Below are 26,322 nucleotides of genomic sequence, written 5' to 3'. Positions count from 1 at the left end.
GTCTACGTATATTTCCTCCGCTAACAGTGTATTGTCTTCTTTAGAGTTAGTTGTTTTAGTTAATGTCCAACCTCCATTTTTTACAAATTTACAAGAATAATAGTCCGATTGCAATCGGAATGAAACTGTAAAATAAAATCATGACACAAAAGCCCATAATGTCACGTACTTTCAAGCCGGCAATTGCGAGCAGCGGCAATGCCCAGAATGGTTGGATCATGTTCGTCCACGCATCTCCCCACGCAACGCCCATCGCTGTTTTGGCAGTATCTGCACCAATTTCCAGAGCGGCCGGCACCATAATCGGCCCTTGAACTGCCCACTGTCCGCCGCCGGATGGGACGAAGAAATTGACGATGCCGGCACTAATGAACGAGAATAACGGCAGTGTGACGTCGTTTGAAATATTCACAAACCACATCGACATCTTCTGTGACAAGCCTGATTCAACCATCATGCCCATAATCCCGGCATAAAATGGAAATTGAATTATGATTCCACCGGCGTTCTTAACTGCACTTGTCACACTGTTCAAAAAGCCGCGTGGTGTTTTGTGAAAAAGAATGCCCATGAACAGGAAAATGAAGTTCACAATGTTGAGGTTCAGGTCAAATCCATTTTGGACAAAATGATAGATAATAAATCCAAGTCCCATCAGTCCGATGATGAGCGAAATAATCCGGCTGTTTTCCAGACGCTCAGCCGGTGTGCTGTTTTCGGGTGGTACTTCTTCCTCCTCCGTATCCGCATAGTCTTTTGTATCCCATGTTGATGCATCTGTATTGGTGAAAGGGTCACGTGCTTTCATCAAATACCAGTTTAACAATGGCAACGTCAAAAGGAGGAATAGGACAATAAATAGATTAAAGCTGCTGAAAAGTGTTTCTGTTACCGGTACAGTCCCAATCGAATCCATTAAAAAATGGTCATCCGTCGCAATCAATAACGGAATTGATCCGGACAGCCCGCCATGCCAAAGCAAAAAGCCGCTGTATGCACTGGCCATCAGCAAGCGGTAATCCACAGAGGTGACGCGTCTTGCTATGTGAATGGCCAGAAGTGCTCCGACAACCAATCCGAAGCCATAGTTGATGAGACACGCAATGGAGGCAACAAATGTCACCAGTAAAATCGCCTGACCGGGCGTATTGGCTAAAGTGCTGATTTTCTGCAAAATTTTACGAACAAATGGTGTACTTGCCAGAATATAACCGGTCACGACAATCAGCGACATTTGCATAGCGAATTCAAGCAAGTCCCAGAAGCCCGTGCCCCAGTATTCAACCATCTCAACCGGTGAACTGCCCATAACACCCATTCCCAATAAGAAAACAGCAATCGTCAGGATGATGGCGAAAAGAAAGGCATCAGGCAAATAGCGCTGAACCATCCGATCAAAAAAAGACGTTAAGGTTTTCAATTTCCATTCCTCCTTAGTTTGCAAGCGCTTTTTTAACATGCTATTAAACTAGCAGACAACCCGATGTGCCGTCAAATCAGCCGGTATAATAGTATGAATCCAGTGATGGAATCATGTTTGGATTAAGCAATTAGCGGATAAGCTTGCGGTCTGAACAGTGATTAGTTCATTGCGGAAAGCCTACACGAATTTCCAAAATGAAATCCATAGACATTTCGTAGTAACAGACGTAAAATAAAATTAAGTCGAAATTTGCGAGTGGTGATCATGCAGACACAATCTTTCAAAAAAGTACAGGAGGCGTCCTATTTAACGGCTGATAAAGCGTGGAGTTACCGGGCAATTCTCCGTTACTTTTACGTGCAGCATGAACGGATGCGGGAATTGCTGTTTCCGGAAGAAATATTCGCACATCTGAAGGATCTGGATGGTTTTCAGGACTATACAGAAGATCAGCTGCATCAGGATCTTGACCAGCTTGTGAAATGGAATAATCTGGTTGCCAGACAGGAAATGAGCCGTGCCAGCACAATCGAGGAATTTAAGAAAAAGCGCTATCGCTATCAATCAACGCCGTATACGATTGAATTTGAACGGATGCTCCAACAGATGGAACACGGCGGTGATGTGTTTGGCGGATCGCTTGAGCGGAAAGAATTCGAGCGGCTTTATCAGGAACTGTTAAAAGTCGAAACGATTGCGGGCAAGCAGGAGCTTCCGCCAGCTGATGAATGCGCCCAGCTTTGGAATGATATTTTTGCCTATTTTCGGTCGATCAACCAAAACACGTCCGACTATATGGCGCATATCAATAGTGAAGCAGCTGAGGAGCAGATGCAGACCGAAGCATTCCTCGCCTATAAGGATCAGTTCACAACGTATTTGCGTGACTTCATAATCGGTCTCCAGCAAACAGCTCTGAAAATCCAACAGCTTTTGGAGACGATTAGCATCGAACAATTGCAGCCATTGATTAACCAGGTGATCATCCACCAGCGGCAGGTTCCCCGTTTTGAAGATGTCGGATTGGATGAAACAGCACTAATCACAGACCAAACGGAAAAATGGCGCAGTTTATGTGACTGGTTCCTCGGCAGCTTGCATGGCGAGAGTAATCTGGACATGCTGCAGACAAGGACAAACGAACAGATCCGCCGTATCACAAGAATTGTACAGCGGTTGGGTGAACGTCATCATTATTTCCGCAGCCGAAAAAAGGATTATCTGCATCTGGCTGAGTGGTTTGACTCGCTGGATGATGTGAAAGATGCCCACGAACTGTCATCGGTTGTTTTTGGTGTTTTCCATACACGGCATTTGTTCAGTGATCATGTGCCGACCGATGATATTTATACCGATATTTGGGACGAGGCTCCAATGGAACATGAAACGAAGCCGCGGATACGGCATTATCAGGAAAAGACGCGCCCCGGTGCCATTATCAGCCAGCAAAAACGAAAAGAAGAAGCGCGTGCTGAGCATTTGCACAACAAACAGATGGAACAGGAAACGCTGGAAAAATATATGACGGGCAACGAAATCCGGCTGGAAGAACTGCCGACTGTTGAACCGTATGTTCGGAAAATGCTCCTTGGCTGGGTCGGCAAGGCGATGGCTCGTAAAGACCGATCGTTTAAAACCGAATTCGGCCGCCGTGTCAAAGTCGTCATAGAAGAGGATGAGCGAGTCGTTTTACACGCGGAGGACGGTAATATTGAGATGCCAAATGTGACATTTCAGTTTTTTGAAGAGGTGAACGTCTAAATGGAAACCAATTCATTTGATGAAAAAGCAGAACGAGCACTGGCGTTACTGTTGGAAAAATTTTGGGTGCTGCGCCTTGACGAACCGGAGCTGTATCAAATGATCCGTGAGCGGGAAAAGGTTCTGAAACGCTACGTTGATGATAAATTGGGTTTTGAACTGATCGTCCATCAGCATTTCATAAAACTGGAAAAAATCCCGGTTGAGCCAAAAAGCTGGATGGGCATTCAGGATTTTCAGGACCCGCGGGACTATGCAATGTTTTGCTGTGCACTGGCATTTACGGAGAATCGCTCGGTCGATGAGCAGTTTTTACTTTCGGATATTTGTGAGGAAATAAAAGATCTGTATCCAGGTGAATTTCCGCTTGACTGGACGAACTACAATCACCGCCGTTCGCTTGTTCGGGTGATAAAAGTCCTGGAGAAGTTATCGATCCTTCAATCAGTAGAGGGTGAAATCGACCGGTTTGCCATGGATGCCGAACAGGAAGTGCTGTATGAGACAACCGTCTACGCTCGTTATTTCATGCGCTCGTACCCAAGGGATCTGTTTGAGTATGAAACAGCCGAAGCGATTCTGGCAAGCGAATGGGAACGGCATGAGTCGGATGAACGGCGTAAGCGGGTTTACCGAAGATTGTTCATTTCACCGGTCGTGCACCGCGGGGGTGAGGATGATTCGGATTTTGCCTATATCCGCAATTTCCGGAACAGATTGAGAGAAGATATTGAAGCACATACCAAGTTTCGGCTCGAAGTATTCAAAAACGCCGCCATGCTGGTAACGGATCAAAGAAAACAGGAATTGAGCCTTTTTCCGGATCAAAAAGCTATTATGGACGTGGCGCTCCACGTCGCAAGCTATATGCGGAGCCAGGATGCCTATCAGCCGGATGAGCTTGGAACGCTCCGTATATCCCGTATAAATCTGGAAGAGATTGTCGCTGAGGTTCAAGCGATTTATGGAAAAGGCTGGAGCAAGCATTATCGTGAGTCCAGCATCACTAGCGTTACCAACGAATTGACAGAACTTCTGCAGGACTGGGAGATGCTCGAAACCGAACCCGTAACCAATGCCTATATTATCAAACCGCTGTTCGGACGGTCGACAGGGCATTATCCGAATGATTTTTTAGCACGTGAGGATGAGACACATGAACAAACATCATAAATGGAAAATGAATCGGGCCGGGCTGTTAAACTTTTGGTATTATGATGACGAAATTTTTGACTTTGCAGACGGGAAGCTCCTGCTCCGGGGTTCGAACGGCTCCGGAAAATCCGTGACGATGCAAAGTATCCTGCCAGTTTTGCTCGACGGGAAAAAATCACCAGATCGCTTGGATCCATTCGGTTCACGTGCGCGGAAAATGGAGGATTATCTGCTCGGTGAAAAGGATGTCGCCAACCGTGATGAGCGAACCGGCTATTTATTCCTTGAATACAAGCGTGAAGACACGAATCAATATATCACAACCGGAATCGGGCTGCAGGCACGCCGGCATAAAAACATGAATTTCTGGGGGTTTGTCATCACTGACAATCGTCGTATCGGTAAGGACTTTACGCTCTATGAAACAGACAATAACGGCGGTGAAAAACAGCGGATTCCACTGTCACGTGTACAACTGGAGAACCGGATTGACAGCGGCGGGCAAGTCGTCCGGACACAAGGTGACTATATGAAACTGGTGAACAAGTATATTTTCGGTTTTGCCGACATGGAAGCATACGATGACCTGATCAAACTGCTAATCCAGTTGCGCAGCCCGAAATTATCCAAAGAGTTTCGCCCAACTGCTATATACGAGATTCTGGAAGCATCCCTTCCCCCGTTAACAGACGATGATTTGCGCCACCTGTCCGATACAATTGAACATATGGATCAGACGAAGCAGCAAATTGAACAATTGGAACGTGAACAGACGGCACTGGAAAAATTGCTGAAACGGTATGACGTCTATAATCAATATAAGCTGGCGGACAAGGCGAACCATTATGTTGAAGCGAAGAAACGGTACGATAAAGAAGAGAAAGTTTATTCCGAACAACAGGAAACCGACCGCAAGCTGGAAAGCGAGATCAGCGAACTGGAGAACCGGAAACGTGAACTCATTCAGAGACATGACGTACTGGAGCAGAAACGCAGCCGCCTCGGGAGCCATAAAGTCTGGAACCTTGAGAAAGAACGGACCGATGAAATGGCAGCACGCGACCAGATTCAGAAAGATCATGCGAAAAAAGACAATGCTCTGACAGAGAAAAAGCAGCAGGAGCTCGCAACCAGGGAAAAACAGGAACAGCTGGAAGCAGACCTTGACGATATGGTGCGTAACCTGGATGGCGTGATCGATGACCTCGATCAGGATGCAGCGGATACTTCCTTTTTGCAGCATAAGACGAACGTAGCGGATTTTCGTCGGTATCAGGATTCAGACCATGACTTTACCATCTGGAAAAAAGAGGCCGAACAGCATTACCAGACAATTGAATCCATTTCGGATCAGCTTCGGGAGCTGGAAGCGAAGAAAGAAAAAATTGCCGATCGTGATAAGGATATGGCTGCTGCTAAAATGGACTTGGATAAGCTGAAACAGGAAGAACAAGATTGGCTCGGTATTTTTGAACAGGATAAACAGGACAAATTGGCGGAAATTCACGCTTGGACTGAGCGGCATGACTTTTTGCCGGTAAGTGATGAGGTGCTGCAGCAGACAGCACGTGATATGTATCGTTTGTATGAACCTGTCAACTATGACAATATCCGTTCAGCTTTTGTTGAAGCGGCCAGTGATTATCAGCTGGAAATCAATAAACAAATTGCCCGGAAAGACAGCCGGATTACTGCACTCACAGAGGACATCCGGGCAAAAGAACTTGAACTGGATGAATTAAAAACAAAACGCGATCCTGAGCCACCAAACCAGGAGGAAGAAACACGTGATGCCCGCCGGAGATTGGCTGAATCCGGAAACAGTTTTCTGCCATTTTACGAAGCGGTGGCGTTCCAAAAGCATGTGCCGGATGACGTCCGTCAAAATATTGAATCAGCATTGATTGACACAGGGACGCTGGATGCGCTGATCGCGGATGACGTCATGTCTGTTGAACATGACCGCATCCTGGAACCTGACCCGCACATGATGGCCCATACACTGGCGGATTATTTAGAGCCGGATTTGGATGAGGATGCATCGATTAGCCGGATGAAAGTCGATGACGTATTACGGAGTATTCTGGTGGATGATGAAACCCATGACAACACGGCAATTAACAGTGATGGTACATACCGGATTGGTCTTATCAGCGGTCATGCACTTCCGGTTGAGCAGGTTCGGTTTATCGGCAGGAATGCCCGGAAACGTTACAGGCAGCAACAAATCGAACAATTGTCGTCTGAAATGGAATCATTGGAAGCAGAAAAACAGACGATCACAAGAGACATCGAAGCATTGCGCGGCAACATTCAGGAAGCCAAGGATGCAATAGCTGCTTTCCCGTCAGATGAAGACTTGTCAGAAAGTTTTTCCCATATCAAGGAAAAGCGATTTGACATCAAACAATACGACAAAAAGCTGCGTGATCTGGATGACCAAATGAACCGGCTGTATCAGGCATACCGGGAAATCAAACACAAGCTGGATACGGATACCCGGGGTTTTAATCTTGAATTTTCGCATGATGCGTATCAGGAAGCAAAACGGATGATGCGAATGTATGAAAAAGGCTTGCATGATCTTATCAACAAACATACAACGTATCGTTATATGGCCCAGCAATTACAACAGGCGAAAGATCGGCTGGAAGAATTGGTGGCAGAAGTTGATGAACTGCAGGGTGAACTGAATATCCTGGCTGACAGACAAGCCCGGAAAGAGCAAAACATCGCCGAGATTAACAATCAGTTGGAGGCGGCAGGTGTTGCCGATATCCGGAAGCAAATTCAGGACGTTCAGGAAAATATCACGGTAACCAATCGGGAACTTGATCAAACCAAAGAAGAATTACCACAGAAGACAGCAGAGAAAAATGTGCTTGAAGACAACATGAACGTTTCACGGCAAAAATTGCAGTTTTGGACAAAGATGATTGACGCGTGGAAGGAATCATTCAACGATGAAGTCCATCTTAGTTTTGTCGACGTGCATAATCAGGAGACGGGAACGGATGAACTGGCCAAATCAATCGTTAAGCAGTATAAAACGTTTTTGAAAGAAAAAGATCCATCAACGATTGAAAAGCAATTAACGGATGTATTTTATGAGCAGCAATCCAATTTGATGGAGTATCGAATGACAGATATGGACATGCCGGCAACTGAGCGTGATTGGATGCATGACGACTGGAGCGACGAACAGCGCATTCAGATTGACAATTGGAAGCAGAAGACAGATCGCCGCTTGATTCAGCTCGATTTTCAAGGGAAGAAGGTCAGCCCGTATTTTATTATGGAAAAAGTAGCGGATGACCGTGAGCGCCAGCAGACGATGCTTGATGATCAGGACCGGCAACTGTACGAGGAGATCCTGTTTGATTCTGTCGGTAAAAAACTGCGGAGCCGGATTAACCGGGCTCAGGATTGGACAGAAAAAATGAATAAACTGATGGTAAACAGTGATTCGTCATCCGGCTTGTCATTCTCTATCAAATGGAAGCCCCGCACCGCTGAAACGGAAGCGGAAATGGATACAAAAGAACTGGTCGATTTGCTGCGCCGTGATGCCCGGCTATTAAAAGAGGATGATATTAACGAGGTCATTGAACATTTTCGCTCTAAAATCGAACGTGCCAAAGAATTGGTGGAGGTCAAAGGTGAAGGGAATACACTCCTGCAAGTGCTGAAAGATGTGCTCGACTACAGGAACTGGTTTTCCTTTGTTTTATCCTACCAGCGTGAAGGTGAGCCGAAACGTGAATTGACCAACCATGCTTTCTACAAATTCAGTGGTGGGGAAAAGGCGATGGCTATGTATATACCGCTTTTTACAGCATGTTATTCACGGTATTTGGAAGCGGACGACACGGCGCCATATATCATTTCACTCGATGAGGCTTTTGCCGGTGTTGATGAAAATAATATCCGGGAGATGTTCGAGATTGTCGAGGAGCTTGGGTTCGACTATATCATGAACTCTCAGGTGCTCTGGGGTGATTATGATACGATTTCTTCACTCGCCATTGCTGAACTCGTCCGTCCGAAAAACGAGGCGTTTGTGAGTGTGATCCGTTATCATTGGGACGGCCATACACGGCATTTGGTTGTTGAAGGCGAAGAAGAAGTTGCAGCCACCGATTCGTAAAGGGGGTTGGTTATGACTAATGAAGTACAGGCAGCAGTGAGATTTTTCAAAAGTGAACAAGCCTATAAAAAATTGTTCCATGCATTCCGGAAAAAGTACGAATCACTTGGAAGAATCGGCGGGACTGTCCCGGTTCGGTTGTTTACGGACGGCCAACTGAAAGTGATCGGCGGTTTTTTCGGAATGCCGGGGTCGCGATTAGCTGAAAAAGGCTCAATTTCGGTTGCGGCGTTTGAGAGACAATTAGCCGATACCCGGTTTGGTGACATTGGGCTGAAACAGATTCTTGATGCCTATTTTGGCGAAACGATTCTTTCTAAAAAACAGCAACGCGAGGAAAAGGAAAAAGGGCAGCGGTGTCTTGTTATCGGGCTGCAGGAGACGTATACTGCGTTAAGCTTTTGGTTTGATGAGCTGTTGGCAAACAGCAGTGAGTCACGGTGGGTGTGGACCCTGATTGACAAGACGCCTGATAAGTTTGCAGCAATGACAGCCTGGCTGGATATCGCTCAGCGCAATTTGCCGGAGTCACCGGAGCGGCTGCCAATGTTCAGCCAGCGTATTGCCGGCGATCCGCATGCCTTTGATCTAAATACGGATCTTGGAAAACTATGGCTGCATGTGCTCGCAGTCCAGACCAGTGGGGTAATGCCAACCACGACCGAGACGACGAATGAATTGCTGCAGGACTTTCAGATTTATCGTGATGACCTGTTAAATTACGTGACATGTGCCGGGCTTTATGCAGAAACGGAAACCGGGAGGCATCCTGTATGGGAATCCGCCGTTGATCAGCAGACGGTGCAGATTGTCCCGATACGTGAACTTATGAAACTGGTAAAGGTCTATCCTGCTTACGAATCCAACGTCTGGGTTGTGGAAAATTCCGGCGTATGTGCTACGCTTCTGGATCATAAACCGGATATGCCCATTGTCTGTACGAATGGGCAGTTTACGCTCGCAGCATTGATGCTGCTCGACAGGCTTGCCGAATCCGGGTGTGTACTACATTATGCCGGCGATTTTGATCCTGAAGGCCTCGGCATGGCACAGCGATTACTGAACAGATATCCGACAGAAAGTGCTAAGTTATGGCATATGAATGCAGATGCTTATGCAGCAAGCAGACCGGTGAAAAAATTGTCGGAAGAACGTTTGGAAAAATTGAATCGGATTGAACATATGGAATTGGCGGAAGTCGCTGAGATCATGCGTGCAAAAGGCAAAGCCGGCTATCAGGAAGCATTGGTTGAGCGGATGATGGAGGACATATAAGAAAAAACGCTGACGCGTCTTTTCAGATGCCAGAGGTCAGAGGTCGGATTGGAAGAAATCGGCGAACTAGCCGATTTCTAGATTGAAGTCTTATCTAAAATGTTATACTTTCTGACCTTATAAGAAAGACTCAGGCCTTGCCTCGTCTTTCCAGAGGTCAGATGCAGGGAGTCAGACTTGAAGAAATTGGCGAATTAGCCGATTTTAAGATTGAAAACGTCATCCCGAAATTTTAATAGTTCGATTTCGATTAAAAAAGGTGGATCTTTATGTTGGTTGTTATTAGAGTGGCTAAAAACCAATTTTGGTCCAGAAAAAATTAAATTTTCCACACTGGTTCAGGTAATGTTTTAACACTACGTTCGCTTGTTGGATATGAATCCAAATGTTATGATAAGTCTATCAAATGACGGAGGCGAATCAGATGAGCGATATAACAATGGAGGATCTGTTCGTTGCGATTAAGGAATTGTCAAACGATGTTGCAAAGGGCAATGAAAGATTAGGCAATCTGGAAACTAAAGTAGAAAACATAGAAACCAGAGTAGAAAGTATAGAGACGGAAATGAAAAAGATGCGTGGTGATATGCGTAGAATGAATTATAAGTTCAATGATTATATTAACGATCTCGCTGATAGTAAGGCGCGTCTCACAATGCTGGAAAAAGAAATCGGCATGGAATGGTAAGCTTGCAGCAGGCAGGCTTATTTTTTTGCTTTTTAAAATTAATCAGTTACATGCATTCATTTCCCACCTCGGGATTTAAAACCTGGTCCTAATTGTGCTACATTATAATTATACATATATCCAACCATAATGGAGGTAAACAAATGAATGCATTATTAAAAAATAAAAATATCGTTATTATGGGTGTTGCGAATAATCGCAGCATTGCCTGGGGTATCACGAAGTCGCTTTATAACGCCGGTGCCAATCTTATTTTCACCTATCGGCAGGAGCGTTCCAAACAAAAGTTGGAAAAGCTATTGGAAAAAAATAGCATCGAGGCTGAACTGGTTGTATCGTGTGATGTAGAGGATGATGAAAGCATTAAGCAAGCATTTCAGGAAGTCGGTGACCATGCCGGTACGATTCATGGTCTTGTTCATTCTGTTGCATTTGCCAATACAGATGAATTGGAAGGTGATTATGCTGATACTTCACGTGAAGGTTATCTGACAGCGCAGAATATCAGCGCTTACTCCCTTGCTGCAGTCACCCGGGAGGCCCGGAAATTTATGACTGAGGGTGGCGGTATTGTTACACAAACATACCTAGGAGCTGAACGTGTTGTACCAAACTATAATGTCATGGGTGTAGCCAAAGCGGCGCTTGAAGCAAGTGTACGCTATCTTGCTGAGGATGTCGGTAAAGACGGCATTCGCGTCAATGCTGTGTCAGCCGGACCGATTCGCACATTATCGGCAAAAGGTGTTTCCGGCTTTAATGATAAAATGTCAGTTGTTGAAGAAAAAGCACCGCTTCGCCGACAGGTTGATCAGGATCAGGTCGGAGATGCGACATTATTTTTACTGAGCGATTTGGCACGAGGCGTTACGGGTGAAGTGCTTCACGTAGACTCTGGCTTCCATATCGTAACCGGTGCTTAATCCATTCCTGATAGCAGGCGAGCATTCTAATTTAGGGTGCTCGCTTTTTATCCCGGTCTGATTCACTAAAGTAGGAGTTCAGCTGAGAGATTAAAGACCTAATATCTGCAGGGGGCGCATGCGCTTTTGCAGAAATTATCCCCTAAATGAATTACAAGCCCCTTCACCCACCTGCATAGATTAAACTATACAAGCACACACCCTCTTCTTTAACCATCTGCTATCAAACCGTAACTGCAAATAGAGTCATTAATTAAAATTAATTCTAAAGCGCTAAACAAAAATCTGTCCCACAAATTATACTATACAAACATTTGTTCGCATATTCGGTAAAGTTTGTGCTATACTACCAACCAAGAGCTGTTCCTTCAGGTGAGGCGCAGACGGCTAATAAATATCGGCCGTCAAAGGGGGTGACGCTTTTGAATGTTTTTGAAGTGTTCATGGTACTGATTGGTTTCGGTACCTTGTTGATTGGATTACTGGCGTTAATCGTGGAAATCAACAACAAAAAATAGACCTCTCGGGCACCTGCAATGAAATAGGAGAGGTCTATTTTAGAAAAGCCGAACCGTTGGGGAACAGCTTAACAGACCACAGTGACAGCTGTGGTCTTATTAATATATGCTAACCTTTTCCTACATTATACCCAGAAAAGATGATTATGAAAAGAAAAAGGATTCATGTCAAAGCATACTATACTTATAAAAGCAATACTTTTCACAGAAGACGGGTTATTTACCTCTCAAAATGTTCATAAAAATTTCAAAATTGATAAACGTTGTTAAGATGGTCTGAAATGCAACCAATTTCCTAACATGTTTTGACTTTAATTTACATACTTCGACATTATTTTCGAATAAAATCGGGTCGATCAAAAGGATTCGACAAAAACTTCCAAAACCAAGCATCAATTGACCAATGTGTATAATAGAAGTGATTCAATAAGAATAAATATTACAGAGGGGGTAAGGATGTGAGCAATAAGGAGTGGGGAGGGACACAATTTTTAAACATTGTGGAACAATATGAAAAAGAAATCGTTTATTTTGCTCAAAAACTGGGACTTTATGATCAAATTGGAACCTATTTTCAAGAAGGGTTATATGGGTTATGGGAGGCATATAATTCATATGATCCGATAACTGGTGATTTTTCTGCATGGGCAAAGCCGAAAATCAAGTACAGAATGACAAACCACTTGTGGCAGAATGAATACAGGTTTCAAAAGAACCAGCTGCTGTCAAATATGGTGCAGTCAGTTAAGAAGGAAGTTTCAACTATCGATAATTCATATCATTGGAGCCCTATTCAGCAGAAACTGACGGTTAATCAATGGAAGTGGCTTTATGATCAGGTTATTCTGAGAGGGCTAATGCATCAGGCTGGCGAAGAGGAAATGTAGCTGTCAGCAAAAAATCAAACACAATGGTTTTGTATCAAGGCATCGTTCGGCAGTTATTTCCCAGGCAATATCGCAGGCATAAACCGGCATATGTCTCTGCTCAGCAGGACATTAAAAACTTGATTCTCTGTTTCGACAGGGAATCTTCTTTTTTAAAAGCAAAGCGATTATGCTATATTAGACTGTAGACATTTTTTCGGTGATGCTATTTTCTGTGTTCTAGGATCAGAAGTCTTGAAATCAGCTGACTCGCTGATTTCTTCCAATCCGACCTCCGACCTCTGGGATCTGAAAAGACGCGTCAGCGTTTTTTCTCAGGTACAAATCAGTTTGCAGGAAGGGACATTCAGTCATGACAAATAATCAATCAAAACAGCTGTACCGTTTTTTACTCGTAGCAGGGATTGTTATCATTGCATTCAATCTGCGTCCTGCCATTACGTCTGTTGGACCGCTGATTGGAATTATCCGTGATGACATCGGCCTGTCCAATTGGAGTGCAGGGATCCTGACGAGCCTCCCGCTGGTTGCTTTTGCAGTGATGTCACCTGCTGCACCAAAATTGGGGAACCGTTTTACCAATGAACGCATGTTATTGGCCGGGCTGATCCTTTTGTTTATCGGGATTTCAGTTCGATCGATTTCGGTTATTGCCCTTTTATTTATCGGCACATTATTTGTCGGTTTGGGTATTGCAATGTTAAACGTACTTTTGCCTGGTGTTATTAAGGAAAAGTTTCCGGCAAAAGTCGGATTGATGACAAGTGTTTACTCAACCGCGATGGGGATTTTTGCTGCATCAGCGTCCGGTTTAAGCATCCCGTTTGCACAAGGCCTGGGTCTTGGATGGCAGCTGGCATTGCTCGTTTGGTGCATGCCGGCAGTTTTGGGGATGATTGTTTGGATTTATCTATCGAAAAGGGATTCACCGCGTGATGATGCCGATTTGAAATACGTGAACGTCAGTGATAACCGGATGTGGAAATCACCACTGGCCTGGCAGGTTGCCTGTTATATGGGACTGCAATCCTTTTTGTTTTATGTGACGATTTCCTGGCTTCCGGAAATTTTACATAGTAATGGTTTAACCATGTCAATGTCAGGGTGGATGCTGTCCTTTACGCAATTTGTCGGATTACCTGCCAGCTTTATTGTGCCGGTAATTGCCGATCGGCTTGAATCGCAGCGCAGTATCGTGCTCGTCATGGGACTGTGTGCCCTTGGCGGCTATGGTGGTCTGTTGATCGGTGAATCGATTCCCGCTATGGTCATCAGCATCATCCTGATTGGGATTACCTTAAGTGGAACATTCGCACTTGCACTTGCTTTTTTGGGGATGCGTGCACGTAACGCACGACATGCCGCCGAGCTATCCGGTATGGCACAGTCACTCGGGTACACGCTCGCAGCTGTCGGGCCGATGTTCATCGGGTATTTATATGATGTGACGCATCAATGGACGGTACCACTCATAACCTTGATTGTTGTGGCTATCCTGGTCATGTCGTTCGGTATGGGCGCCGGCCGGAATCGCTATGTGCTGGATTGATTATAGTTGGGTGTGAAAGATATGCAGCAGCAATATTCGATTAAAGATTTATATTTTTGGCGGATTACGCTGAGTCTGGCATTGGCATCTTTTTTTGTATTTGCCGGGATGTATGCGGTACAGCCGCTTTTTCCTGTTTTTGTGAACGAATTTGAGCTGCCGGTTTCCGCTTCCGGACTGGCATTATCTCTGACAATCGCAGGGTTGATTGCCGGACTGATTGTACTCGGGTTTGTATCTGACCGCAGCGGCCGCACCATATTTATTAAACTATCATTGGCAGGAGCGTCTGTTCCGTTTTTGATTATCCCGCTGTTTGATTCATTCATCTTGTTACTCGTTCTAAGACTCCTGCAAGGGTTTGCGTTAGCGGGATTACCGGCGGCTGCACTTGCTTATTTGAGTGAAGAGATTGATAGGCGGAGTGTCCATGTCGCGATTTCGCTTTACATATCCAGCAATGCGCTGGGCGGAATGGTTGGAAGGGTGGTAACCGGTTATCTGACAGACCATTTTTCCTGGGAATTTGCTTTTTATCTAATGGCTCTTTTTGGTCTTGTCAGTTTGATTGTGGTTATGTTTATGCTGCCGAAATCCCGCTTTTTTGTGCCGAGTCAATTGTCGTTTTCCAATGACTTGAAGGCATTTTCCTATCATTTGAAAAATCCGGCCTTGCTTTTACTTTTCGGTCTCGGGATTGTACTGCAGCTGTCGTTCACGGGTATGTGGACTTATTTACCGTTTTATCTCGAGGCACCGCCGTTTTCGTTATCACTGGAAGCCATTTCGTACACGTTTTTTGCCTATGGTCTGGGTGTTATTGGTTCACCGCTTGCAGGCTGGTTGGCTGGCAGGTTCGGTTTAAAAATCATTCGATTGATTGGCGTGCTCGTTATGGTTATTGGAATATTTATCACCCTGGGGCCTGAATTATGGATGATTGTTGTTGGTCTATGTGTTGCATGTCTCGGGTTTTTCACGGCGCATTCCTTAACGGCTTCAACTGTCAGCGAGCAAGTGACGCATCATAAAGGAAGTGCCTCCAGTTTGTATCTGGTATCCTATTATATTGGTGTTGCGCTTGGAAGTTCAGCGCTTGGCCCCTTGTGGAACAGTGCCGGATGGATCGGACTGATTATTTTGCTTGGCTGTCTGCCGGCAGTGTATATTGTGTTTGTACGTGTGTTTCAGGCCAATAACTAGAAAAATACTGGTTGTCAAAAATTAAAAGACAGGATTCCCCATATGGGGTTTTCCTGTCTTTTGGCTGATCAGTTGTTTGTCATCATGTCCGGTATTTCAGTCAAATCGATGCCCCATGCTACAGGGAGCCAGAAATAAATGGCGAGTGCGACTAACAGGACGCCGAAAAGGTTCAAGGCAAAGCCTGCTTTGGCCATATCCGGAATCCGCAAGTAGCCGGAGCCGAACACGACAGCGTTTGGCGGTGTAGCCACGGGCAGCATGAAGGCACTGGAGGCGGCAACAGCTGCAGCAACCATTACCGCGAATGGATGGACACCGAGTGCAACCGCAAGCGATGCCATGATCGGATACATCATATTGGCTGTAGCAGTATTGGACGTTATTTCTGTCAGGAAAATAACCATACCGGCAACGGTGAGTAATACAATGACTAAATGAATACCTTCCAAAACCGTAAGCTGGTTCCCGATCCATTCAGATAAGCCTGATTCTGTAAATCCGCTCGCGATGGCAAGACCTCCCCCAAACAGCAGCAGAATCCCCCATGGAAGTTTGACCGCTGAATTCCAGTCCAGTAAATGGTCACCTTCTTTGTTTTTAGCCGGAATGATAAACAGGATAACGGCAGCTGTCATGGCTATAATCGCATCGTTAATATTTTCATTCACAAATTCAGTCAGGACAAATGACCGGGTCATCCATGCAAGGGCAGCTAAAATGAATACAACAAGCACGCCCTTTTCCTCAAAAGATGCTTTGCCAAGTTCATTTTTTTGCTCCTGGATTATCTCCCGTCCGCCGGGAAGCTGACTTATTTTTTGCGGATATGCCACTTTTACCAAATAAAACCATATAACAAAAATAAACAGCCAGGCTACCGGTACACCAAACAGCATCCATCCGGCAAATGATATCTCAACCCCGTATGTCGTACTGACGAAACCAGCCAGTGCTGTGTTTGGCGGTGTTCCAATCAGAGTCGAAATACCGCCGACAGAAGCGGAATAGGCAATCGCCAGCATAAGGGCTTTGCCGAATCCGAAATTTTCCACGGAGGTATCAATTGCGTCGTCATTCTTTAACTGGTCGGAAACCTGATAAATGATGGCAAGTCCAATCGGTACCATCATCATCGCTGTTGCCGTATTGGAAATCCACATTGACAAAAATCCCGTTGCTACCATAAAACCAAGAATGATTCGTTCTGTATTGGTTCCGATAATCGAAATGATTGTCAATGCAATCCGTTTGTGAAGATTCCATTTTTCCATAGCGAGTGCAATCATAAAACCGCCCATAAACAGAAAGATAGTATCATCACCATATGATGATGTTGCCAGCCCGATATCCAGTCCGCCTGTCAGCGGGAAAAGAATGATTGGCAGGAGCGATGTGACCGGTATCGGTATTGCCTCGGTCATCCACCAGACAGCAATCCATAATGTGCTGGCCAGTACAGCCTGACCGGCGCCCGATAGTCCCTCCGGCTGGAAAAATAATAAGGTAACGGTAAAAAGGGCAGGTCCCAATATTAATCCGATGAATTGCGCAGGTGTGTAGGAACGGTTTTTATTCCCGCCATTCCCACCGCTTGATTCTTTGGTGCTGTTTGGATTCGTGTTGTCAGATTTGATTTTTGATTCATTCGGCCGCACGAAAAAACTAAGCAGCTCTTTCGCCTGGTCATGTTTGTCCCATAGCCAGTTCCATGCAGCAGTTAGCATACATTTCCTCCTTTTTTTATAAAATGATAAAAATTGAAACCGATAACAGTTATCGAAATATCCTATATTATAAGAGAAAATTCAACGTCAGGTAAACTATTTTGGTATAAGGTTCGATTGCTTGGCATCACGAAATATATTACAATAAACGGGTGTTGACGTTTTATAATCAGGAGTTATACATAAAAAGGAGCGTCTAAATGGATATAAAATTGATTGCATTGGATATGGATGGGACATTATTAAATAGTGAGCAGGCTGTTTCCGATTTTAATCAGGAAAAAATCGCACAAGCTTTGGCACAAGGCGTGGATGTTGTGCTGAGTACCGGACGCTGGCTGGGTTCATGTTATCCTTACGCTGAATCGCTGAATTTAAAGTCTTTCCTCATAACATGCAATGGCGGCGAAATTTGGACGATTGATAAAAAATTGAAAGAACGCCATTTGCTTGATCCTGAGCGAATTAAGTTAATGTGGGAACTTGCGCAGGATATGGAGTTGAACACGTGGATGGTTTCGACTGACAGCGTTTGGTATGGTACAAGGCCGGATGATTTTGATGCCTTTGAATGGCTCAAATTTGGCTGTGATACCAATGAATCAGAAAAATTGGATACACTTGTCAAGCAACTTTCCCATTATGATGATCTTGAACTGACGAATTCATTGCCAATGAACATCGAAGTGAACCCTAAAGGCGTTAGTAAAGCAAGTGCGCTTCATAACGTGTGCGAGGAACTCGGCATAACGATGGCTAATGTCATGGCAGCAGGTGACAGCCTGAATGATATTAAAATGATTCAGGAAGCAGGCGTCGGTATTGCGATGGGAAATGCCCAGGAAGCAATCAAAAATGTTGCTGATTATGTCACGGATACGAATGACCAGGATGGCGCCGGGAAAGCGATTGAAAAATTTGTTCTATAAAATTCAGTAAGGATTTACTTCTATTTGTCCATTTCAAACATATACTGTAACAGCGCCCATCTTAGAAAGCAAAATTTTACAACTTCATGAAAAAGGCGTATAATAGCTATAATACCATGAAAGGGGATGCTGTTATGTCATTTTCCCGTGGGCGAAAACAACCCGTTCCAGAAGTGGAAACGAATGTATGGTCATGTACGAATGAAGACTGTGCAGGCTGGATGAGAGAATCCTTCAGTTTCAATGAGGAACCTGAATGTCCGCTTTGTCAATCGTCAATGGACAGAGAAGTTCGTGTTCTCCCTGAATTGGAAGATTAACGCGCATTAATCCATAACCATTTAATATTTATTAAACCAGGATGTCGCCTCAGGCATCTTTTCGTATGTATGGGTGTCATATTGCCCATATCAACTCAAGCCATCTATTACGGTAAAGGTGGCTTTTTTCTTTACCCATCATATAAAAAAACTGCCATTAAAATCCCACTTCATGCGTGTGGAGATGAATTCAGGGATCAAGTTTCATTGTATCAAGAAAACAAATTGTTGGCATAATTCTAAATTCAGTTGTATAATTTGAACAAGAGAACCCATCCAGAGTCATTCATCAAAAAATATGTAACCGATTACAAAAAATGGGGAGGAATGTCGGAATGCAGTATGCCAATCCGAACACGGAAGGTGCCTTAGTACATTTTCAGCAACGATATGACAATTATATCGGCGGAGAATATCGTCCACCGGCAAATGGAAAGTATTTTGAAAATGTGAGCCCAGTGACGGGAAACGTATTTTGTGAACTTGCCAGGTCAACAAAAGAGGACGTGGAAGCAGCGGTTGATGCCGGATACGCTGCGAAGGACACTTGGGGAAAAACCTCTGTAGCAGAACGGGCAAATATTCTTAACAAAATTGCAGACCGGATGGAAGAAAATACGGAAATGCTGGCAGTAGCCGAAACATGGGATAACGGTAAAGCGGTCAGGGAAGGATTGGCAGCTGACATACCGTTGGCGATCGATCATTTCCGCTATTTTGCCGGAGCGATTCGGGCACAGGAAGGCGGCATCAGTCAAATCGATAATGATACGGTCGCCTATCATTTTCATGAGCCGCTTGGTGTTGTCGGGCAAATCATCCCATGGAACTTTCCGATTTTAATGGCGACATGGAAGTTGGCTCCGGCACTCGCAGCAGGTAATTGTGTCGTCCTGAAACCGGCTGAGCAGACACCGGCATCGATTCATGTACTGCTTGATCTGATTAAAGACCTCCTGCCAGCTGGCGTGCTCAACATTGTCAATGGATTTGGCGTGGAGGCCGGAAAACCGATTGCATCCAACAGCCGGATTTCCAAAGTTGCATTCACTGGTGAAACAACAACAGGAAGACTGATTATGCAATACGCATCGGAAAATATTATCCCGGTCACACTTGAACTCGGCGGCAAATCACCAAACATCTTCTTCCCGGATGTGATGGATAAAGATGACGGATTTCTGGATAAGGCCATTGAAGGACTGGTTATGTTTGCTCTGAACCAGGGTGAAGTCTGCACGTGTCCGTCAAGAGCACTCGTTCATGAATCGATTTATGATGAATTTATGGAGCGTGCAATCAAACGGGTTAATGAAATCAAAATCGGCCATCCGCTTGATACTGAAACAATGATGGGCGCTCAAGCCTCTCAGGAGCAGATGGAGAAAATCAAATCGTATCTCGATATTGGTGAACAGGAAGGCGCAGAAGTGCTCGTCGGCGGTGGCGTCAATCAGCTTGACGGTGATATGGAAGATGGTTATTATATTGAGCCGACAATCTTTAAAGGTGACAACAAAATGCGCATCTTCCAGGAAGAGATTTTCGGGCCTGTATTGGCAGTCACAACATTCAGTGACGACGATGAGGCAATGGAAATCGCCAATGACACATTGTACGGATTAGGGGCTGGCGTCTGGACGCGGAATATCAATACGGCTTATCGTTTCGGTCGCGGTATTGAAGCCGGACGCATCTGGACGAACTGCTACCATCAGTATCCGGCACATGCGGCGTTCGGCGGCTACAAGAAATCCGGCATCGGCCGTGAGAATCATTTGATGATGCTTGATCATTATCAGCAGACTAAAAATCTATTAATCAGTTACAGTGAAGATCCGGCAGGGCTGTTTTAAATTGTTCCGGATGAATGAAAATACCGGAAAATATTTACGTGCATAAACTGTACTGAAAGGGTGTGACAAATGGTCGAACGTGTAACGGCGACGGACGAAGCGTTGAAACTGATTGATACCCTGACTGAAACACATGGGCCGCTCATGTTCCATCAATCAGGCGGCTGTTGTGATGGCAGCTCACCGATGTGCTACCCGCGGGGCGAATTCCGCGTTGGTGAATCAGACGTCCTGCTCGGTGAAATTGGCGAAACACCTTTCTATATATCCAAAGATCAATATGAATACTGGAAACACACCCAGCTCATTATTGATGCCGTTGACGGCCGCGGCGGGATGTTCTCACTGGAAGGACCAGAAGGAAAACGGTTCTTAACGCGGTCCAGAGTCTTCAGTGAAGATGAACGGAAAGCGCTAAATTAGAAAAGATAATCCATGCAGGCTTGTACATTTGTACACTGCATGGATTTTTTTGTGCGCCCTGATAATCCGGATTAAACCATGTGGCAGTGCATACGCCATAGTGAATGGCATTTGGCTGACCTTGTAAATCTGCTGCAACGTTTATGTTTTCGATACGGCTTTCTGACGATGAATCATTTTGCCTGTTCCACCGCTTCAACCATTGTTGTGGGTGTTTCCTGAGGTGTTGGCAGACGTGTTCATTCGGATGGCTGATATGGCCAATAGTCCGGAATCCAGTGAATTATAAAGAAATATGCCATTTTAACAAGAATGAGAGCGTTAAATCGTAAAAATACAGTCATATAAATAGGAAATACATACTAGCAGCAGTTGACAATATTCTACAAACTATTACGATATTAATGTAGCTATTTCAAAAAATAATTTGTTAATTATTTTAATGAAACGTGTGAAATAGTGTGAGGTGGAGACCCCCGTCATTCGTCATGGCAGATTCAAAGATTCAATCAGGAAAGGGGAAATTTTTTGTTAAAAGCGTACACAAATGTTGCAGAAATGTACTTTAAAGGTGGTGAGACAACATGATCGAGTTCAAAACTATTTATAAGAATTTCGAAGGTGGAAATGATGTTTTAAAAGATATTAACCTGACGTGCGAAGATGGGGAAATTACGGTTTTAATCGGGCCGAGCGGCTGCGGGAAAACGACGACCATGAAATTGATTAACCGTTTGATTACCCCGACGAAAGGAAGCATTTTCATCGATGGAAAAGACATTTCACAGATCAATACGGTCGAATTGCGACGGGAAATCGGGTATGTGATTCAGCATATCGGCTTGTTCCCCCATATGACCATTGCACGGAACGTCGGAGTTGTACCAAATTTATTAAAATGGGATAAAACGCAAATCGACGCACGTGTAGATGAATTGCTTGAGCTTGTCGGGCTTGACCCGAAAGTGTACAAAGAGCGTTATCCTTCTGAATTAAGCGGCGGACAGCAGCAGCGCATCGGGGTTATCAGGGCGCTTGCCGCCGAACCGGGAATCATTTTAATGGATGAGCCATTCAGTGCACTTGACCCTATCAGTCGTGAGCAGCTTCAGGAAGAACTGATTCACCTGCAGAAAGATATTCAAAAGTCGATTGTTTTTGTGACGCATGACATGGATGAGGCGCTGAAAATTGCGGACAAAATCGTGTTGATGCGGGATGGCCGGATTATTCAGCATGGCAGTCCGGAAGAAATTTTACGACGTCCGGCAAATGATTTTGTGAAAAACTTTATCGGGAAAAAGCGCTTGAAAAAAGCGATGGACATGCCGACTGTTGCCGATGTCATGGTACAAAAGCCGGCCACTATTCTGCTATACCGGGGTCTTGCCGTTGCGATGAACATGATGGAGAAGAAGCAAGTCGATTCCCTCGTTGTTGTGGATGATGATAACAGGATAGAGGGCTATGTTTCGATTTATGATGTATCAAGGGAATTCGATAATGAAACAAAACAGGTAAAGGATATTGTCCAGTCATTTACCCACACTACGGGGTCTGATGCATTGCTGGCGGATGCCGTACGCATTCTGGATGAATCCAAGTTATCCTATATTCCGGTTGTCAATGCAGATAATACACTAGCCGGTCTTCTGACGCGCGGAAGTATTGTCGGCCATATGCGGGACATATACGCCCAGGAGAGGTGGGCCTACAATGCATAGTTTCAGTGATTATTTCTATGTATTCGTCGAACGTTCTGCTGATATTTTCGATGCCCTGTGGATACACGCGCTCATTTCGGGCGCAGCCATTTTGCTTGGGTGTCTTGTGGCGATTCCGCTTGGTATTTTTCTCTCTAAAACGTCCTACAAATGGATTCAGTCTATCGTATTTACCATCACCAATATTTTTCAGACAATCCCGAGTCTTGCGATGCTGGCTATTTTCATTCCCCTGATTGGCATCGGTTTACAACCAGCTATTATTGCACTGTTTCTATACTCGTTAATGCCTATTCTGCGCAATACATATGCTGCCTTTGAATCCATCGATCACGGTATTATTGAATCTGCAAAGGGGATGGGGTATAGTCCTCTGCAGCGGATGATTCAAATTGAAGTTCCGTTGGCAATGCCGTATATCATGTCCGGCATCAGGTTAACGGCGGTCTATATTATCAACTGGGCTACCCTGGCGGCTTTAATCGGTGCCGGCGGACTGGGACAGTTGATTATTGGTGGAATGGGTGTCAATGACAAACCGTTAATTTTGGCAGCAGCCATTATAGCCATGGTATTGGCCCTTGTTGTTGATTTCTTATTCGGACGATTGGAAAAAGTTTTTGTGAAACGGGAGAGTTCAGAACAAAAGATTATGCAAATGGAGGAGTAAATATGAAGAAATTTGGTATTTTTTCGGCTTTAGTCATGTTTTTGGTCGTACCACTTGCGGCTTGTTCAGGTAGTGGGACGATCACGATCGGAGCACAGACGTACACGGAAACAAAAATTCTTGCCCATATGTATAAGGACCTGATTGAACAGGAAACGGATCTTTCTGTCGAGATAACCCCGGACATGGCGACAAGTCCAATTGTGCTTGAAGGCATGCAAGGTGGAGACATTGATATGTCGACCCAGTTTACGGGAACCGCGATTTCATCGTTTACCGATATCGAAAACCCGGAAGATTCGGACGCTACATTACAGCAGGCGAAAGATTTCTTTAGCGGCGAAGATTTCAATTTTACGTTTTTTGACGGTTTAGGATATGCCAACACATACGCATTTACCGTACGTGAGGATATTGCCGATGAATACGACCTGGAACAAGTATCCGACTTGGAAGGAATTGCGGGGGAATTCAGCGCCGGATTTGACACGGCATGGCTGGAACGCGAAAACGATGGCTACCCTGCCTTCATCGACACGTATAATTTTGAATTTGGCAATACAAACCCAATGGAAATCGGCCTTGTTTACGATGCAGTCAATAATGGGGAAGTGGATGTTGTACTTGCCTATTCAACAGACCCGCGTATTGTCGCATATGATTTGAAAATTCTGGAGGATGACGAAAGCTTCTTCCCGCCATATGATGCAGCACCTGTCGTACGAAACGACGTATTGGATGAGCATCCGGGAATTGCCGATGCTATCGAACCGTTAATCGGCAGCTTTGATGAGGAAACGATTGGCGACCTGAATGGAAGGGTTGATCTTGATGGCGAAGAAATAGAAGACGTTGCCCAGGATTATCTGGAAGAACAAGGCTTACTGGAGTAGGTGATAAATCGTGGATGCACTGAGCAGTTTTTTTGAGTACCTTTCAGGAAACTTCATGGGGCTCTTGGGGATGACCTATGAACATATTTTAATGGTTCTGCTTGGGATTTTGTTTGCATTAATCGTCGGCATCCCCCTTGGTATTCTATGTACAAAGAATAAAAAATTCGAGTCGGTTATCCTGGCGCTTGCCAATATGATCCAGGTCATTCCAAGTCTTGCCCTGCTTGCAGTATTGATGATTATCTTCGGGCTTGGATTTAACACGGTTGTGATCGGCCTCTTTCTGTACTCGCTTCTGCCGATTATCCGGAATACGGCTGTCGGCCTGAAGGAAGTGGATAAAGGTTCCGTTGAGGCTGGAACCGGTATGGGGATGACCCGCCTGCAGTTGTTGTTTAAGGTGAAGTTTCCCTTATCGCTTCCATTTGTACTGGCCGGACTGCGAATTGCACTGATCATCGGAATTGGTGTAGCAACCCTCGCACCATTTATCGGCGGCGGTGGATTAGGCAGTGAAATCGTATCCGGCATCAACGTACGGGATACGGAAAAAATATTCGGTGGTGCCATTTTCGCCGCGGCACTTGCTATCCTCGCCGATTATTTGCTGGGACTGACACAGAAGCGTATTGAGGCGAAACGGTGATCGTTAGCCTGGATATATGTTTAAGGAAAATTGCTGCTTACCTTGGGTTGCTGGGGTAAGCAGTATTTTTTGTCCAGCATATAAGAGGGAGTAATATCCCCGCCTCAAAAAGTGGTTTTCTATATCACAATATCACATCGATTACCTGCAAGTGCAGAAAAATTATTGTTCCAAAAGCGGCAAGACGATTTTTTTTGCACTGTACTTATGGTACGTTTTAATTAGAATACCCTTTCTCACTACTATAATCGTTAGAAAACCTGGTTTGGGGGCGTCATTAAAGAAATAATTTTAAATTTAACTTTCATGCCCCCTTTTCCATAAAAGTTTCGATTGTAATAGTAGAAGAAGGCTAGTTTTAGGAGGTACTTGACGATGAAAAAGAAAGTTGCACTGATACAGATGGATGTGACATATGGTGATCCAAAAGTCAATTTTGCTCGTGTTTCCAAATGGGTAATGGATGCTGCGACGAACAGTGGTGCGGATATAGTCGTGTTGCCGGAGTTATGGGATACAGGTTATGATTTATCACGTTTTGATGTGCTGGCAGACAAGGATGCCAAAGCAACGATTGAGTTCTTGAGTGATCTGGCCAAAGAATTGAACGTTGTCATTGTCGGCGGATCTGTCGCCGAACAGACTGAGGATGGTATGCGAAATACGATGCTTGTCGTTGATCAAAATGGTGAGCTCGTTCACAAGTACAGCAAGCTGCATTTATTCCAGCTGATGGATGAACACTTGCATCTGGTTGAAGGACAAGATGAGGCGGAATTCGAATTAAACGGTGTCCCATCAGCGGGATTCATCTGCTATGACATCCGTTTCCCTGAATGGATACGCAAATCAGCATTGAATGGTGCGAAGATTATGTATGTTGTAGCGGAATGGCCAAAACCACGTATCGACTATTGGCGCGTACTGCTGCAGGCCCGCGCGATCGAAAATCAATGTTATGTTGTCGCCTGTAATCGCGTGGGAGAAGATCCGAAAAACGAATTCGGCGGCATGTCGCTTGTCGTCGATCCTTGGGGTGAAATTGTTGCGGAAGCCAATGATCATGAAAAGATGATTCTGACTGAAATTGATTTGGATAAGGTGGATGAAGTCAGAAGCAGGATACCGATTTTTCAGGATAGGCGGGAGGATAGGTATTAGGTTTTGAGGAGTTTTTGTGGGGTGTGCATTTTTTGTGTAGGAGGTATGGTAGAGTAATGATTAACAGTTTGGAAAAACATTCGATTGGTAGTTGTTGAACTAAATTAAATAGGCCAATATCTGCTAAAACCTCTATTAATGATCCAATTAGAAAGAAAAATATACATACTGCCATGTTCATAAAGATAAAAATATTTAAATTCTGGCTTTTCTTTTGGTAAAAATATCCAGGTGATTATACACCCAATTTTGAATCGATTTCATCGCCTGGGTATGTGTGCGACCATGAAACAACAGCATTAAATAAAATGAACGCTGTCATATCAATATTTTAAATGTACGGTTATAAATATTTTATTACATTTACATCCTGGGTCTATTTACCCAACGCCCCTGATCATTTGCAAACCATTTACGTTTTGGCACCATCCTGAATTTTGG

21 protein-coding genes are annotated in these 26,322 nt (G+C 44.6%); 19 read left to right on the top strand and 2 right to left on the bottom strand.

The genetic code is table 11. The annotated features are described in order from the left end of the window. Positions 1 to 88 precede the first annotated feature (88 nt). Positions 89 to 1,420, bottom strand: coding sequence for a short-chain fatty acid transporter (locus Len3610_RS10615; protein WP_176447924.1), 1,332 nt, complete (start codon positions 1,418 to 1,420; stop codon positions 89 to 91). A gap of 267 nt (positions 1,421 to 1,687) precedes the next feature. Between Len3610_RS10615 and Len3610_RS10610 the strand changes: the two genes are divergently transcribed. From Len3610_RS10610 to Len3610_RS10565, 10 genes are all read left to right on the top strand, one after another. Next, the gene (locus Len3610_RS10610; protein ID WP_176447923.1) at positions 1,688 to 3,184 is read left to right on the top strand and encodes a TIGR02677 family protein; all 1,497 of its coding nucleotides are present in this window, start codon (positions 1,688 to 1,690) and stop codon (positions 3,182 to 3,184) included. Then, positions 3,185 to 4,357, top strand: coding sequence for a TIGR02678 family protein (locus tag Len3610_RS10605; protein WP_176447922.1), 1,173 nt, complete (start codon positions 3,185 to 3,187; stop codon positions 4,355 to 4,357). After that, on the top strand, positions 4,341 to 8,486 hold the full coding sequence (locus Len3610_RS10600) for a TIGR02680 family protein (protein ID WP_176447921.1): 4,146 nt from the start codon (positions 4,341 to 4,343) through the stop codon (positions 8,484 to 8,486). Before Len3610_RS10605 ends, Len3610_RS10600 begins: the two co-directional genes overlap by 17 nt. A gap of 12 nt (positions 8,487 to 8,498) precedes the next feature. Further along, complete coding sequence (locus Len3610_RS10595) at positions 8,499 to 9,761, top strand: TIGR02679 family protein (protein WP_176447920.1); 1,263 nt, start codon at positions 8,499 to 8,501, stop codon at positions 9,759 to 9,761. A gap of 424 nt (positions 9,762 to 10,185) precedes the next feature. Further along, positions 10,186 to 10,449, top strand: coding sequence for a DUF2730 family protein (locus Len3610_RS10590; protein ID WP_176447919.1), 264 nt, complete (start codon positions 10,186 to 10,188; stop codon positions 10,447 to 10,449). Between the two features lie 143 nt (positions 10,450 to 10,592). Then, positions 10,593 to 11,372: an enoyl-ACP reductase FabI gene (fabI, locus tag Len3610_RS10585; RefSeq protein ID WP_176447918.1), complete on the top strand. Its 780-nt coding sequence runs from the start codon at positions 10,593 to 10,595 to the stop codon at positions 11,370 to 11,372. Between the two features lie 422 nt (positions 11,373 to 11,794). Beyond that, positions 11,795 to 11,890: a putative holin-like toxin gene (locus Len3610_RS10580; RefSeq protein WP_176447917.1), complete on the top strand. Its 96-nt coding sequence runs from the start codon at positions 11,795 to 11,797 to the stop codon at positions 11,888 to 11,890. A 458-nt stretch (positions 11,891 to 12,348) separates the two neighbouring features. Beyond that, the gene (locus tag Len3610_RS10575) at positions 12,349 to 12,777 is read left to right on the top strand and encodes a sigma factor (RefSeq protein ID WP_176447916.1); all 429 of its coding nucleotides are present in this window, start codon (positions 12,349 to 12,351) and stop codon (positions 12,775 to 12,777) included. Between the two features lie 352 nt (positions 12,778 to 13,129). Beyond that, complete coding sequence (locus Len3610_RS10570) at positions 13,130 to 14,326, top strand: CynX/NimT family MFS transporter (RefSeq protein WP_176447915.1); 1,197 nt, start codon at positions 13,130 to 13,132, stop codon at positions 14,324 to 14,326. Between the two features lie 21 nt (positions 14,327 to 14,347). Beyond that, complete coding sequence (locus Len3610_RS10565; RefSeq protein WP_176447914.1) at positions 14,348 to 15,529, top strand: MFS transporter; 1,182 nt, start codon at positions 14,348 to 14,350, stop codon at positions 15,527 to 15,529. 68 nt (positions 15,530 to 15,597) lie between these two features. Here Len3610_RS10565 and Len3610_RS10560 read toward each other — a convergent pair whose 3' ends face one another. Beyond that, the gene (locus tag Len3610_RS10560; protein ID WP_176447913.1) at positions 15,598 to 17,256 is read right to left on the bottom strand and encodes an SLC13 family permease; all 1,659 of its coding nucleotides are present in this window, start codon (positions 17,254 to 17,256) and stop codon (positions 15,598 to 15,600) included. Between the two features lie 200 nt (positions 17,257 to 17,456). On the opposite strand from Len3610_RS10560, the gene Len3610_RS10555 reads away from it, so the two are divergent. The 9 genes from Len3610_RS10555 (at position 17,457) to Len3610_RS10515 (ending at position 25,881) form a co-directional block, all read left to right on the top strand. Continuing rightward, positions 17,457 to 18,185 (top strand): Cof-type HAD-IIB family hydrolase, encoded by a 729-nt coding sequence (locus Len3610_RS10555; protein ID WP_176447912.1) that lies wholly within the window; start codon positions 17,457 to 17,459, stop codon positions 18,183 to 18,185. Positions 18,186 to 18,319: 134 nt separating this feature from the next. Next, positions 18,320 to 18,505, top strand: coding sequence for a cold-shock protein (locus tag Len3610_RS10550; RefSeq protein WP_176447911.1), 186 nt, complete (start codon positions 18,320 to 18,322; stop codon positions 18,503 to 18,505). A gap of 335 nt (positions 18,506 to 18,840) precedes the next feature. Continuing rightward, positions 18,841 to 20,361, top strand: coding sequence for an acetaldehyde dehydrogenase ExaC (locus tag Len3610_RS10545; RefSeq protein WP_176447910.1), 1,521 nt, complete (start codon positions 18,841 to 18,843; stop codon positions 20,359 to 20,361). 69 nt (positions 20,362 to 20,430) lie between these two features. Continuing rightward, positions 20,431 to 20,784, top strand: coding sequence for a DUF779 domain-containing protein (locus Len3610_RS10540; protein WP_176447909.1), 354 nt, complete (start codon positions 20,431 to 20,433; stop codon positions 20,782 to 20,784). 584 nt (positions 20,785 to 21,368) lie between these two features. Next, a complete protein-coding gene (locus tag Len3610_RS10535) occupies positions 21,369 to 22,508 on the top strand; it encodes an ABC transporter ATP-binding protein (protein WP_176447908.1) in 1,140 nt (379 codons plus the stop codon). After that, positions 22,501 to 23,178 (top strand): ABC transporter permease, encoded by a 678-nt coding sequence (locus Len3610_RS10530; RefSeq protein ID WP_176447907.1) that lies wholly within the window; start codon positions 22,501 to 22,503, stop codon positions 23,176 to 23,178. Before Len3610_RS10535 ends, Len3610_RS10530 begins: the two co-directional genes overlap by 8 nt. 2 nt (positions 23,179 to 23,180) lie before the next feature. Further along, positions 23,181 to 24,071 carry a glycine betaine ABC transporter substrate-binding protein gene (locus Len3610_RS10525; RefSeq protein ID WP_176447906.1) on the top strand — a complete coding sequence of 297 codons (891 nt, stop codon included), beginning with the start codon at positions 23,181 to 23,183 and terminating at the stop codon, positions 24,069 to 24,071. A gap of 70 nt (positions 24,072 to 24,141) precedes the next feature. Continuing rightward, on the top strand, positions 24,142 to 24,720 hold the full coding sequence (locus tag Len3610_RS10520) for an ABC transporter permease (RefSeq protein ID WP_255259560.1): 579 nt from the start codon (positions 24,142 to 24,144) through the stop codon (positions 24,718 to 24,720). Positions 24,721 to 25,095: 375 nt separating this feature from the next. Then, positions 25,096 to 25,881 carry a carbon-nitrogen family hydrolase gene (locus Len3610_RS10515; RefSeq protein WP_176447905.1) on the top strand — a complete coding sequence of 262 codons (786 nt, stop codon included), beginning with the start codon at positions 25,096 to 25,098 and terminating at the stop codon, positions 25,879 to 25,881. Positions 25,882 to 26,322: the final 441 nt, after the last annotated feature.

It is taken from the genome of Lentibacillus sp. CBA3610, from assembly GCF_013373365.1.
Lineage (GTDB): Bacteria > Bacillota > Bacilli > Bacillales > Amphibacillaceae > Lentibacillus.
This window is presented reverse-complemented; position numbering and strand designations above follow the sequence as displayed.